Raw genomic sequence first — 12,828 nt, 5'->3', positions numbered from 1 at the left:
AGATCATTGTCGCGGGGGCGGCGCGGCCCGCGTTCCGGAATCGGCGCATCGAAGTGTTTCGAACTGCACATCGATGATGTCCGAACCGGTTAATCCAACGGGCGGCGCGAATGGATGCGTGTGCATCGTCCGGCGGCAGCAGTTTCGAATCGCAAAGGGGGAGTCAGATGCATCGGATCATCATCGTAGGCGGAGGCGCGGGCGGCCTGGAACTGGCGACGCGGCTCGGCGATCGTTACGGCGCGCGTGCCAATCGTCCCGCGCGTGCGCTCGTCACGCTCGTCGACCGCAATCCGACCCACATCTGGAAGCCGTTGCTGCACGAGGTCGCGGCCGGCAGCATGGACCCGTTCACGCAGGAACTCGAATACGCGGCGCAGGCGCGCTGGCATGGCTTCGAGTTTCAGCAGGGTGAACTCACCGCGCTCGACCGCACGGCAAAGCGCATCACGCTGTCACCCGTCAACGACAGCGACGGCGAGGAACTGCTGCCCGCGCGCGATCTGGAATACGACACGCTGGTGATCGCGATCGGCAGCACGACGCACTTCTTCGGGGTGCAGGGTGCGGCCCAGAATGCGATCGCGCTCGATACGGTCGGTGAGGCCGAGCGCTTCCGCAAGCGTTTGATCGCCGCGTGCATGCGCGCCGAGCACCAGGCGCCGGCACAGCCCGTGCCGGGCGCCGCGGCCGAGCCGCGCATCCAGGTCGTGATCGTCGGCGGCGGCGCGACGGGCGTCGAGTTGTCCGCCGAGTTGCGCAATACCGCGCAGGTGCTGTCCGTGTACGGGCTGCACAAGCTCGACCCGCGGCACGACGTCGGCATCGTGCTGATCGAATCGGGGCCGCGAATTCTCCCGGCATTGCAGGAGCGCGTGTCGACCGCGACGGCCGAACTGCTCGAAAAGCTCGGCGTGCGACTGATGCTGGCCGAGCGCGTGACGGAAGTCGCGCCCGGCGTCGTGCACACCGCGAGCGGCAAGGCGGTGCGCGCGGATCTCACGGTCTGGGCGGCCGGCATCAAGGCGCCGTCCGTGCTGTCGAATCTCGATGGTCTGCAGGTCAACAAGCTCGGCCAGCTCGACGTGCGCCGCACGCTGCAGACCTTCACCGACGACAACATCTTCGCCCTCGGCGACTGCGCGGCATGCGCATGGCCCGGCAACGAACGCAACGTGCCGCCGCGCGCGCAGGCCGCGCATCAGCAGGCGAGCTTCCTGCTGAAGGCGATCGGATGCCGGCTCGATGGGCGTCCGCTGCCCGAGTTCACGTATCGCGACTTCGGTTCGCTCGTGTCGCTCGGTCACTTCAGTGCGGTCGGCAACCTGATGGGCGGGCTGATCGGCGGCAACATGCTGATCGAAGGGCTGTTCGCGCGGTTCATGTACATGTCGCTGTACCGGCTGCATATCGCGGCGCTGCACGGCTATCCGCGCATGATGCTCGATACGGTCGCGCACTGGCTGCGCCGTACGACGCTGCCGCGCGTCAAGCTGCACTGACCGCGGTCGTGCACCGGGCGGGCAGGGAATGCGCATCGAGCGCGTTTCCTGCCCGTTGTCTTTTTCGGGCGCAGAATGACCGCCCATGCGGCACGTCTTTTCGTTTCAATCCGAAAGCATTCGATCGCGCAGCGGCGCTCGTTGCCCGCATGCCGCACCTGGGCGGGAGGCTTGGCTGGCGGCCATCGACACCGCGATCGATGTGACGGGATCGCACCGTCGTAATCGAGTCTTACACATCTGACAGTTGACGCGAAAACGGATTATTGGGCATCTTGTGCGAGTTTCCGCTTGCGGCGGTGTGCCAACCCGCCGCGACATCCGCGCCGTCCGCCGGCGCGATGCCCCGTCAGGTCGGATCCGTGGCCGTGACGGCGGCGCCCCAATCGAGGAGTGCATTCATGTTGAAACCCGAAGTCGACAGCCTGGTTCCCCACGTTCCGTTCTCGCGCCGCAAGTTCATGCAGGCCGCGCTGGGCGGCACTTTCGCGGCGGCCGTGCTGCCCGTGTCGGCGCAGACCATCACGACCGACAGCGCCGGGCTGGACGTCGACACCATCGAGATCCGCTCGGGCGACGCGAGCATCCCCGCGTATCGCGCGCAGCCGGTCGACAAGACGAATCTGCCAGTCGTCATCGTGATCCACGAGATCTTTGCCGTGCACGAGCATATCGCCGACGTCTGCCGTCGCTTCGCGAAACTCGGCTATCTCGCGATCGCGCCGGACCTGTTCGCGCGCCAGGGCAATGCGTCGAAGTACCCGACGATCCAGGCGCTCGTCGACAACATCGTCAGCAAGGTGCCGGACCGCCAGGTCACCGAGGATCTCGATGCGACCGTCGCGTGGGCTGGCAAGAACGGCGGCGACCTGTCGCGTCTCGGTGTGACGGGGTTCTGCTGGGGCGGTCGTCAGGCGTGGCTGTATGCGGAGCACAATCCGCACGTGCGTGCGGCCGTGGCGTGGTACGGATTCGTCGAGGGCAAGACCGACGAGATGACGCCGTTCAATCCGGTCGATCATGCGGCCTTGCTGAAGGTGCCGGTGCTCGGGCTGTACGGCGAGAAGGATACGAACATCACGCAGGCGTCGCTGGCCGACATGCGCAAGGCAATCCAGGCGAGCGACTCGAAGCTCGCGCGCCAATCCGAGATCGTCGTGTATCCGGATGCCGGTCACGCATTCTTCGCGGATTACCGGCCGAGTTACGTGAAGGGCGATGCCGAGGACGGCTGGAAGCGCACGATCGAGTGGTTCCACAAGTACGGCGTGATGTAAACGACACGCGGCGGCAAATGCCGCCGCGTCATCTTGCGCAGTGCCGGTGTGTTACGGCGTCGGGCCGGTCGCGATCGGCCGCGACGGATCGGCGCTCCATTCGCTCCACGAGCCCGGATACAGCGATGCGCCATGCAGCCCCGCGACTTCGAGCGCGAGTGCGTTGTGGCAGGCGGTCACGCCGGAGCCGCATTGCAGGATCACGCTGTTCGGTTCGGTGCCGGCCAGCAGCGTGGTGAACGTCTCGCGCAGTTCGTGGCCGGTCTTGAAGCGGCCGTCGGCGTTCAGGTTGTCCTTGAAGAACCGGTTGCGTGCGCCGGGGATATGGCCGCCGACACGATCGATCGTTTCGTTTTCACCGCGATAGCGGTCGGGCGCGCGCGCATCGATCACGACGCGCTTGGCCGACGTCACGTTCGCGAGCACGGCTGCCGCGTCGACCGTCGATTCGAGCGGCACTGCCGCCCGGAAGTCGCCGGCGGGCGGGTGCGGCACGTCGGTGGTCAACGGCTGGCCGGCCGCTTCCCATGCCTGCAGGCCGCCGTCGAGCACCGCGATCGAGTCGTGCCCGAGCCAGCGCAGCAGCCACCACAGGCGCGCCGCATAGGCGCCGCCGTGTGCGTCATACGCGACCACCTGCTGGCCCTGCTTGACGCCGCGGCTGGCCATCAGCGTCGCGAATGCGTCGCGGGTCGGCAGCGGATGGCGGCCGTTGGTGCCGGTCTTGCGGCCGGACAGGTCGCGGTCGAGATGAAGATACTGCGCGCCGGGGATGTGCCCGGCCGCATAGGCGGCTTCGCCCGCGGCCGGATCGGCGAGATCGAAGCGGCAGTCGAATACGGCGACGCTGCCCGGCGCCGCGGCCAGACGTTCGGCGAGATTGGCTGCGGAAATGAGCGTGGTGTAGTGGGTGTGTGGCATGACGGCTCCCTGGAGTGCGAACTGGCCTGATACTCCAAGTCTAAACAAAAAAAGACGGGCCGAAACCCGTCTTTTCATATGCCGAATGCGATGCGGCGCCGAGCGCGCCGCGCACGTTCAGAGATCGCCGAGATGGCGGCGCAGGAACTCGTGGAAGTGCTGCATGCCGTCTTCCATCGGGCTCTGGTACGGGCCGACCTGCGATTCGCCGCGTGCCATTAGTGCACGGCGGCCGGCGTCCATCCGCATCGCGATTTCGTCGTCCTCGACGGCCGTCTCCATGTAGGCGGCGCGCTCGGCTTCGACGAACTCGCGCTCGAACAGCGCGATTTCCTCGGGGTAGTAGAACTCGACGATGTTGGTCGTCTTCTGCGGGCCGCGCGGAATCAGCCACGACACGACGAGCACGTGCGGATACCACTCGATCATCAGGCCCGGGTAATAGACCATCCAGATCGCGCCGAATTCCGGCGGCACGCCGTTGCGGAACTTGAGCACCTGCTCGTGCCACTTCTGGTAGGTCGCGCTGCCCGGTTTCGCGAGCGCGTTGTGCACGCCGACCGTCTGCACGCTGTACCAGTCGCCGAACTCCCACTTGAGATCGTCGCACGACACGAAGCTGCCGAGACCCGGGTGGAACGGGGCGACGTGGTAATCCTCGAGGTAGACCTCGATGAACGTCTTCCAGTTGTAATCGCACTCGTGCACTTCGACGTGATCGAACTGGTATTCGGAGAAGTCGAAGTGATGCTTCGTGCCGAGGTTTTCGAGATCGCGCGCGACGTTGCGGCCTTCGGCTTCGAACAGCAGCCCCTGCCAGTTCTGCAGCGGGCTCTTGCCGAGATTCAGGCACGGTTTGTCGGGGAAGTGCGGGGCGCCGAGCAACTGGCCTTCCAGATCGTATGTCCAGCGGTGCAGCGGGCACACGATGTTCTGCGCATGGCCGCGCCCGTTGAGCATGATCGCTTGCCGGTGCCGGCACACGTTCGACAGCAGTTCGATCTGGTTCGTCTGGTTGCGGACCAGCACGCGGCCTTCCTGCTCGGACGGCAGCGCGAAATAATCCCCCGCCTCGGGCACCATCAACTCGTGCCCGACGTAACGAGGTCCTTTCTTGAAGAGGGTTTCGATCTCGCGCTCGAGTAGCGCCTCATCGAAATATGCAGTGACTGGAAGCTGGCTGTGAGCCGACTTCAACTGAAGCGCGTCGCTCAGATTGGACATTCCCACTCCCGGTGTTAGCGTGAAAGCAGTGAACAACCCAACCATCGAAAAATCGATTTAGGGAAACGGACAATTATACCCGGTTCGCCCCGCAAGGCTAGGATTAAGTGCCTGATTTGTGTCAATTTTTTGTCGGGAGACAATCGGAAGGCGCACACTGTGCGTCGAAGATGGGGCCGGAATTGTGCCGGGCCGGCCAAGTCGGCAGATCGGAGAATTCTCTTTTGCCGTAGAATGTCCGACTTGTTTTGAAATTTGACACCCTCGTCCATGGCGAAAACCGCATCCCCAGGCGCCACGCCGCCCGACAATGGCACCGAACCGTTGCCGGACAATTACGAAATGGCGCTCGCGGAACTCGAGACGCTGGTTGCCCGGATGGAAGGCGGCGCGTTGAGCCTCGAGGATTCGCTCGCCGCGTATCGCCGCGGCGCGAACCTCGTTGCGTTTTGCCAACAGCAGCTCGAGAAAGTGGAACAGCAGGTTCGCGTGCTCGACGGCGCGACGCTGAAGCCGCTTTCGTCCGGAACGGCCGCCACGGACGGCGAAGACGACGATCTATGACATTCGAACAATGGATGCGGTCCGTGCTTGACCGTGTCGAGGACGCACTCGGCCACTATTTGCCGGCCGAAAACGTGGTGCCCACGCAACTCCACGAAGCGATGCGCTACGCGGTCCTCGGCGGCGGCAAGCGCGTTCGCCCGCTGCTGTGCCATGCAGCAGGTGAACTGACCGGTGCGACGGAAGCGGCGCGCAATGCGGCGGCGGCGGCGCTGGAGATGATCCACGTCTATTCGCTCGTGCACGACGACATGCCGTGCATGGACGACGACGCGCTGCGTCGCGGCAAGCCGACCGTGCACGTGCAGTACGACGAGCCGACGGCGTTGCTGGTCGGCGACGCGCTGCAGTCGCAGGCATTCGTCGCGCTGACCGACGTCGATGCGCTGTCGCCGGTGCAGCAGGCCGCGCTCGTGCGCGAGTTGGCGCTCGCGAGCGGCTCGATCGGCATGGCCGGCGGGCAGGCGATCGACCTGGCGAGCGTCGGCCTGAAGCTGACGCGCGAGCAGCTCGAGAAGATGCACCGGATGAAGACGGGTGCGCTGCTGCGCGCGGCCGTGCGGATGGGCGCGCTGGCCGGCGACACGCCGTCGGCGGAAACGCTGGCCGCGCTCGACGTCTACGCAGCGGCCGTGGGCCTGGCCTTCCAGGTCGTCGACGACATTCTCGACGTCACGACCGATTCGGCGACGCTCGGCAAGACGGCCGGCAAGGATGCGGCAAACGACAAGCCGACCTACGTATCGATCCTCGGCCTCGACGCATCGCGTGAGCTCGCAGCCCAGCTGCGCGCGGAAGCACACGATGCGCTGAAACCGTTCGGCGCACGCGCACAGCGTCTCGCCGAACTTGCCGACCTGGTGGTGAACCGGGTCAGCTGACGCGAAGCCCGCCGCTGCGCACACGCTTACGGTGCGTGCAATAGAATGCGGGCGCGTTTGATTTCCTACAATGGAACGACGATGTACGACTTGCTGAAAACCATCGACGACCCGGCGGATCTGCGCCGCCTCGATCGTCGCCAACTCCAACCGCTCGCGGATGAACTGCGCGCGTTCGTGCTCGACAGCGTGTCGAAGACGGGCGGCCATTTGTCGTCCAACCTCGGGACGGTCGAGCTGACGATCGCGTTGCACTACGTGTTCAACACGCCGAACGACCGGATCGTCTGGGACGTGGGGCACCAGACCTACCCGCACAAGATCCTGACGGGTCGCCGCGACCAGATGCATTCGCTGCGCCAGTACGACGGCATCTCGGGTTTCCCGCGCCGCAGCGAGTCCGAATACGACACGTTCGGCACCGCGCATTCGAGCACGTCGATTTCGGCGGCGCTCGGGATGGCGATCGGCAGCCAGCTGAACGGCGACGACCGCTTCTCGATCGCGGTGATCGGCGACGGCGCGATGACGGCCGGCATGGCGTTCGAGGCGATGAACAACGCGGGCGTGTCGGAGGATGCGAAACTGCTCGTGATCCTCAACGACAACGACATGTCGATTTCGCCGCCGGTGGGCGCGCTGAACCGCCATCTCGCGCGCCTGATGTCGGGCCGCTTCTACGCGGCCGCGCGTGCCGGCGTCGAGCGCGTGCTGAGCGTGGCACCGCCGGTGCTCGAACTCGCGCGCAAGCTCGAGGAGCACGCAAAGGGCATGGTCGTGCCGGCTACGCTGTTCGAAGAGTTCGGCTTCAACTACATCGGCCCGATCGACGGTCACGATCTCGATTCGCTGATCCCGACGCTGCAGAACATTCGCGAGCTGCGCGGCCCGCAATTCCTGCACGTGGTGACGAAGAAAGGCCAGGGCTACAAGCTCGCCGAAGCGGATCCCGTGCTCTATCACGGCCCCGGCAAGTTCAACCCGGCCGAAGGCATCAAGCCGTCGCCCACGCCCGCGAAGAAGACCTACACGCAGGTGTTCGGCGAATGGCTGTGCGACGAAGCCGAGCGCGATTCGCGCGTCGTCGGCATCACGCCGGCAATGCGCGAAGGCTCGGGCATGGTCGAGTTCGAGAAGCGCTTCAAGGATCGCTACTACGACGTCGGTATCGCCGAGCAGCACGCGGTGACGTTCGCGGGCGGCTTGGCGACCGAAGGGCTGAAGCCCGTCGTCGCGATCTACTCGACGTTCCTGCAGCGTGCGTACGACCAGCTGATCCACGACGTCGCGCTGCAGAACCTGCCGGTCGTGTTCGCGATCGACCGCGCGGGCCTCGTCGGCGCCGACGGTGCGACGCACGCGGGCGCGTACGATCTCGCGTTCATGCGCTGCATCCCGAACATGACGATCATGGCCGCGTCCGACGAGAACGAATGCCGCCAGATGCTGCACACAGCGCTTCAGCAGCCGAACCCGACCGCGGTGCGTTATCCGCGCGGCGCGGGCACGGGCGTGGCGACGGTGAAGGAATTCACCGAGATCCCGCTCGGCAAGGGCGAAGTGCGTCGCCGTACGTCGCAGCCGGAAGGCAAGCGCGTCGCGATTCTCGCGTTCGGCACGATGGTCGCGCCGTCGCTCGCGGCGGGCGAGGAGCTCGACGCGACGGTCGCGAACATGCGCTTCGTGAAGCCGGTCGATGCGGCGCTCGTGCGTGAACTCGCCGAGACGCACGACTACCTCGTCACGGTCGAGGAAGGCTGCGTGATGGGCGGCGCGGGTTCGGCCTGCGTCGAAGCCCTGATGGAGAGTGGGGTTATCCGGCCCGTAATACAATTGGGCCTCCCTGACCAGTTCATCGATCACGGCGACCCTGCGAAGCTGCTGGCGCAATGCGGCCTCGACGGCGCGGGCATCGCGAAATCGATTCGCGAACGCTTCCTGAGCCCGGCGGCCGACGTCGCCGATCAGGCGAAGCGCGTCGCGTAAGCTGGCGCCGCCTGCGGGCGGCGTCGGCGCGACTGGCGCAACCGGTCTACATTGATGCGGAAAACATGGGCCTGCGGGCCCATGTTGCTTTTCCGGCTGCCGCGTGACGCGGCGTGCGCGTCGTCGAACGCGCGGCTTACAAGGATTGAACAAGATGAACCAGATGAATCCCGCCTTCGTGATGCCCGACGTGCAGAGCACGGTGGATACCCGCCAGATTCCGATTCAGCGCGTGGGCGTGAAGGCGGTCCGGCATCCGTTGACGGTGCGCACCGAAAGCGGCGACGTGCAGCCGACCGTCGGCGTCTGGAACCTCGACGTGCATCTGCCTGCCGATCAGAAGGGTACGCACATGTCGCGCTTCGTCGCTCTGCTCGAAGAGAGCCGCGAGCCGCTGACGGTCGAGCGCTTCCGCGCGATGCTCGCGTCGATGCTCGTCAGGCTGGAAGCCGAGGCCGGCCGCATCGAGGTCACGTTCCCGTACTTCGTGAACAAGACGGCGCCGGTGTCGGGCGTGCAGAGCCTGCTCGACTATGAAGTGACGCTCGCGGGCGAAAGCCGCAATGGCGAAACGCGCCTGTTCCTGAAGGTGCTCGTGCCGGTGACGAGCCTGTGCCCGTGCTCGAAGAAGATCTCGCAGTACGGTGCGCACAACCAGCGCTCGCACGTGACGATCGACGCCGAGCTCGCGGCCGACCTGCCGGTCGAGGCGCTGATCCGCATCGCGGAAGAAGAGGCGTCGTGCGAGCTGTGGGGCTTGCTGAAGCGTCCGGACGAGAAGTTCGTCACGGAGCGTGCGTACGAAAACCCGAAGTTCGTCGAGGATCTGGTGCGCGACGTCGCGCAGCGTCTCGATGCGGACGAGCGCGTGATTGCATACGTGCTCGAAGCCGAGAACTTCGAGTCGATCCACAATCACAGCGCGTATGCGCTGATCGAGCGCGACAAGCGGCACGCCGCGTAACGCTGCATCGTTTTGTCGCTGCAATGAAAAATGGCCGCTCGTCGAGCGGCCATTTTGTTTTCCGGCGTGTGCTGGTGCGCAGGGTGTCGGGTGGCGCGAATCAGCGTGCGAGCGACGCGAGATCCCAGCGCGGCTTCACCGTGAACGCGTAGTCGGCGTTCGCCTGCTCTGGCCAGCGGCCGAGCCGCAATGCGCCGGCGAGCGCGATCATCGCGCCGTTGTCGGTGCAGAGCGCGAGATCGGGATAGTGCACGTCGAAGCCGCGCTTGGCCGCTGCGGCCGACAGCGCCGCGCGCAACTGGCGGTTCGCGCCGACGCCGCCCGCGACGACCAGGCGCTTGAGTTTCGTCTGCTTGAGCGCGGCGAGCGACTTCGCGACGAGCACGTCGACGGCCGCATCGACGAAGCCGCGCGCGAGGTCGGCCTTCGCGCGCTCGAGCGCTTCGCCTTCCAGCTTCGCCGCCTCGAATTTCTTCATCTGCGTGAGCACGGCCGTCTTCAGGCCGCTGAAGCTGAAGTCGAGGTCGCCCGAATGCAGCATCGGGCGCGGCAGCACGACCGCACCCGGCGTGCCCGTTTCCGCGAGCTTCGACACTTCCGGGCCGCCCGGATAGCCGAGGCCGATCAGCTTCGCCGTCTTGTCGAACGCTTCGCCGGCCGCGTCGTCGAGCGTCTCGCCGAGCGTCTCGTACACGCCGACGTCGGTCACGCGCATCAGTTGCGTATGGCCGCCCGACACCAGCAGCGCGATGAACGGGAACGGCGGCGGCTCGTCGACGAGCAGCGGCGACAGCAGATGGCCTTCGAGGTGATGAATGCCGACGGTCGGCTTGTTCCATGCCAGCGCGAGCGCATTCGCGATGCTCGCGCCGACCAGCAGCGCGCCGGCGAGGCCGGGGCCTTGCGTGAACGCGATCGCGTCGATGTCGTCGCGGTGCGTGCCGCTTTGCGCCATCACTTCCTCGAGCAGCGGCAGCGCGCGGCGGATGTGATCGCGCGACGCGAGCTCCGGCACGACGCCACCGTATTCGCGGTGCATCGCGATCTGCGAATGAAGCGCGTGCGCGAGCAGGCCGCGCTGCGTGTCGTAGAGCGCGAGGCCGGTTTCATCGCAGGAGCTTTCGATGCCGAGGACGAGCATGGGTAAGGGCGGGGGCGCGCGTTGTCGAGCGCGCCGCAGGTAGGTCGACGTAACCGCAAATTATAGCAGGCGGGAGCCTGTCGCCGCCGCGGGCGGCCCGGGCCGAAGGCCGGACAGGTACAATCCGCGCCATGGAAACTTATGACATCGCCGTGATCGGCGCGGGCGCCGCCGGGATGATGAGCGCCGCGGTCGCCGGGCAGCTCGGCCGCCGCGTCGTGCTGATCGACCACGCGCCGCGCCTCGCCGAGAAAATCCGCATCTCGGGCGGCGGCCGCTGCAACTTCACGAATCTCTACGCAGGCCCCGACAACTACCTGTCGTCGAATCCGCATTTCGCGCGCTCGGCGCTCGCCCGTTACACGCCGCGCGACTTCCTCGGGCTGCTCAAGCGCCATCACATCACCTGGCACGAAAAGCACAAGGGGCAGCTCTTCTGCGACCACGGCAGCGACGCGATCATCGACATGCTGAAGCACGAATGCGACGCGGGCGGCATCGCCTGGCGCCGCCCGGTGGTCGTCGACGCGGTGCGCCATGCAGCCGACGGCTTCACGCTCGACACGCAGCAGGCGGGGCCGATCCGCGCACACGCGCTGATCGTCGCGACGGGCGGCCTGTCGATCCCGAAGATCGGCGCGACCGACTTCGGCTATCGGGTCGCGAAGCAGTTCGGCCACAAGCTGATCGATACGCGGCCCGCGCTCGTGCCGCTCACGTTCGCGCAGCACGACTGGGAGCCGTTCGCGGCGCTGTCCGGCGTGTCGCTCGAAGTGCGCGTGTCGACGGGCGACAAGAAACGCGGCGGCGAATTCGTCGAGGATCTGCTGCTGACCCATCGCGGCCTGTCGGGCCCCGGCATCCTGCAGATCTCCAGTTACTGGCAGTCCGGCGACCCGATCCGCATCGACCTGCTGCCGCAGCGCGACGCGGTGGCCGACCTGCTCGACGCGAAGCGCACGTCGAAGCGTCAGATCGGCTCGCTGCTCGCGGACTGGGTGCCGTCGCGCCTCGCGCACGTCTGGCTCGACACGCATCGCGTCGCGGCCGACGCCCGGCTCGCGGACCTGCCCGACAAGACGCTGCGCCAGATCGGCGACGCGCTGTCCGGCTGGACGCTGACGCCGAACGGCACCGAGGGCTACAAGAAAGCCGAGGTCACGAAGGGCGGCGTCGATACGCGCGAACTGTCGTCGGCGACGATGATGAGCGCGCGGGTGCCGGGGCTGTTCTTCATCGGCGAGGCCGTGGACGTGACGGGCTGGCTCGGCGGCTACAACTTCCAGTGGGCGTGGGCGTCCGGCACGGCGGCCGGGCAGGCGGCGGCGGAGTTTGCGCGCGGCGTCTGAGAGGGCCGCGCAGGCCCGTCGTTGATGGGACCCGGCCCTTAGGCCTTTGTGCGACGCTCTGCTATACTCGTAAATCTTCCCTGCAAACCTTTATTCGTGTCGGATCATGACGATCATTCGCGTTAAAGAAAACGAGCCGTTCGAAGTCGCCATGCGTCGCTTCAAGCGCACGATCGAGAAGAACGGTCTGCTGACCGAGCTTCGTGCGCGGGAATTCTTCGAAAAACCGACCGCCGAGCGCAAGCGCAAGAAGGCTGCAGCAGTGAAGCGTCACTACAAGCGGATTCGCAGCCAGACGCTGCCGAAGAAGCTGTACTGAACGATTGAGCGCCGCGCGGTTCACTGAGCGGCGCACCGGCGACCTCCGCACGATCGGTGTCGATCAGGGGCTGCGAGTCGCCGATGCCGGATTCGAGCAACCCGCTTGAGACATAGTCCCAAGCGGGTTTTTGTGTTGACGTCCATTCACGGGCGTCGAAGTCACGTTTCCATCCCGGGTGCAAGATGAGTTTGAAAGAGCAGATCAGCGAAGACATGAAGGCCGCGATGCGCGCGAAGGAAAGCGAGCGTCTGGCGACGGTTCGCCTGCTGCTGGCCGCGATCAAGCAGCGCGAGATCGATGATCAGGTGACCCTCGACGACGCGGGCATCACCGCCGTGATCGACAAGATGATCAAGCAGCGCAAGGACTCGATCAGCCAGTTCCAGGCCGCCGGCCGCGACGATCTCGTTGCGAAGGAGCAGGCCGAACTGACCGTGCTGGGCGCCTACATGCCCGCGCAACTGTCGGACGCGGAAGTGGCCGCCGAAGTCCAGGCCGCGGTCGCGGCGACGGGCGCAGCGGGCCCGCAGGACATGGGCAAGGTGATGGGCGTGCTGAAGGGCAAGCTCGCCGGCCGTGCCGACATGACCGCAGTCTCCGCGCAGGTCAAGGCCGCGCTGTCGAAGTAAAACCCGCTTCCCGGCGCGTCGCATGCGCGTGCGCCGGGGCATCGTATTGTCCTTTTTTCGCTCGATCC

The 12,828-nt window shown here is 66.1% G+C and carries 12 protein-coding genes; 9 read left to right on the top strand and 3 right to left on the bottom strand.

Features of this window, described 5'->3' with window-relative positions; all coding sequences use genetic code 11:
- Window positions 1–167: 167 nt before the first annotated feature.
- Together FFI87_RS26020 and FFI87_RS26015 are read left to right on the top strand one after the other, a co-directional pair.
- Entirely contained in the window at window positions 168–1,502 is a 1,335-nt protein-coding gene (locus FFI87_RS26020) for an NAD(P)/FAD-dependent oxidoreductase (protein ID WP_138848542.1), read from the top strand.
- Window positions 1,503–1,903: 401 nt separating this feature from the next.
- A complete protein-coding gene (locus FFI87_RS26015) occupies window positions 1,904–2,779 on the top strand; it encodes a dienelactone hydrolase family protein (RefSeq protein WP_138848543.1) in 876 nt (291 codons plus the stop codon).
- Between the two features lie 51 nt (window positions 2,780–2,830).
- Here FFI87_RS26015 and FFI87_RS26010 read toward each other — a convergent pair whose 3' ends face one another.
- Together FFI87_RS26010 and FFI87_RS26005 are read right to left on the bottom strand one after the other, a co-directional pair.
- The gene (locus FFI87_RS26010; RefSeq protein ID WP_138848544.1) at window positions 2,831–3,700 is read right to left on the bottom strand and encodes a sulfurtransferase; all 870 of its coding nucleotides are present in this window, start codon (window positions 3,698–3,700) and stop codon (window positions 2,831–2,833) included.
- A 117-nt stretch (window positions 3,701–3,817) separates the two neighbouring features.
- Window positions 3,818–4,924 (bottom strand): aromatic ring-hydroxylating oxygenase subunit alpha, encoded by a 1,107-nt coding sequence (locus tag FFI87_RS26005; RefSeq protein WP_012365630.1) that lies wholly within the window; start codon window positions 4,922–4,924, stop codon window positions 3,818–3,820.
- A gap of 270 nt (window positions 4,925–5,194) precedes the next feature.
- Here FFI87_RS26005 and FFI87_RS26000 point away from each other — a divergent pair, with 270 nt between their 5' ends.
- The 4 genes from FFI87_RS26000 (at window position 5,195) to folE2 (ending at window position 9,319) form a co-directional block, all read left to right on the top strand.
- Window positions 5,195–5,488, top strand: coding sequence for an exodeoxyribonuclease VII small subunit (locus FFI87_RS26000; RefSeq protein ID WP_006760428.1), 294 nt, complete (start codon window positions 5,195–5,197; stop codon window positions 5,486–5,488).
- Window positions 5,485–6,369 carry a polyprenyl synthetase family protein gene (locus FFI87_RS25995; RefSeq protein ID WP_012365631.1) on the top strand — a complete coding sequence of 295 codons (885 nt, stop codon included), beginning with the start codon at window positions 5,485–5,487 and terminating at the stop codon, window positions 6,367–6,369. The genes FFI87_RS26000 and FFI87_RS25995 overlap by 4 nt, the downstream gene beginning before the upstream one ends.
- A gap of 81 nt (window positions 6,370–6,450) precedes the next feature.
- The gene (gene dxs / locus FFI87_RS25990; RefSeq protein WP_012365632.1) at window positions 6,451–8,355 is read left to right on the top strand and encodes a 1-deoxy-D-xylulose-5-phosphate synthase; all 1,905 of its coding nucleotides are present in this window, start codon (window positions 6,451–6,453) and stop codon (window positions 8,353–8,355) included.
- A 154-nt stretch (window positions 8,356–8,509) separates the two neighbouring features.
- Window positions 8,510–9,319 (top strand): GTP cyclohydrolase FolE2, encoded by an 810-nt coding sequence (gene folE2, locus FFI87_RS25985; protein WP_138848545.1) that lies wholly within the window; start codon window positions 8,510–8,512, stop codon window positions 9,317–9,319.
- A gap of 100 nt (window positions 9,320–9,419) precedes the next feature.
- Here folE2 and tsaD read toward each other — a convergent pair whose 3' ends face one another.
- Window positions 9,420–10,460: a tRNA (adenosine(37)-N6)-threonylcarbamoyltransferase complex transferase subunit TsaD gene (gene tsaD, locus FFI87_RS25980; protein WP_105786713.1), complete on the bottom strand. Its 1,041-nt coding sequence runs from the start codon at window positions 10,458–10,460 to the stop codon at window positions 9,420–9,422.
- Between the two features lie 131 nt (window positions 10,461–10,591).
- Here tsaD and FFI87_RS25975 point away from each other — a divergent pair, with 131 nt between their 5' ends.
- The 3 genes from FFI87_RS25975 to FFI87_RS25965 all read left to right on the top strand — a co-directional run bounded on the left by FFI87_RS25975 (window position 10,592) and on the right by FFI87_RS25965 (window position 12,760).
- The gene (locus FFI87_RS25975; RefSeq protein ID WP_012365635.1) at window positions 10,592–11,809 is read left to right on the top strand and encodes an NAD(P)/FAD-dependent oxidoreductase; all 1,218 of its coding nucleotides are present in this window, start codon (window positions 10,592–10,594) and stop codon (window positions 11,807–11,809) included.
- Between the two features lie 106 nt (window positions 11,810–11,915).
- Window positions 11,916–12,128, top strand: coding sequence for a 30S ribosomal protein S21 (gene rpsU, locus FFI87_RS25970; RefSeq protein ID WP_006751743.1), 213 nt, complete (start codon window positions 11,916–11,918; stop codon window positions 12,126–12,128).
- Window positions 12,129–12,313: 185 nt separating this feature from the next.
- Complete coding sequence (locus FFI87_RS25965; protein ID WP_006751744.1) at window positions 12,314–12,760, top strand: GatB/YqeY domain-containing protein; 447 nt, start codon at window positions 12,314–12,316, stop codon at window positions 12,758–12,760.
- The last annotated feature ends 68 nt before the right edge of the window (window positions 12,761–12,828 follow it).

It is taken from the genome of Burkholderia sp. KBS0801 (assembly GCF_005937855.2).
In the GTDB taxonomy this organism is placed as follows: domain Bacteria; phylum Pseudomonadota; class Gammaproteobacteria; order Burkholderiales; family Burkholderiaceae; genus Burkholderia; species Burkholderia ambifaria.
This window is presented reverse-complemented; position numbering and strand designations above follow the sequence as displayed.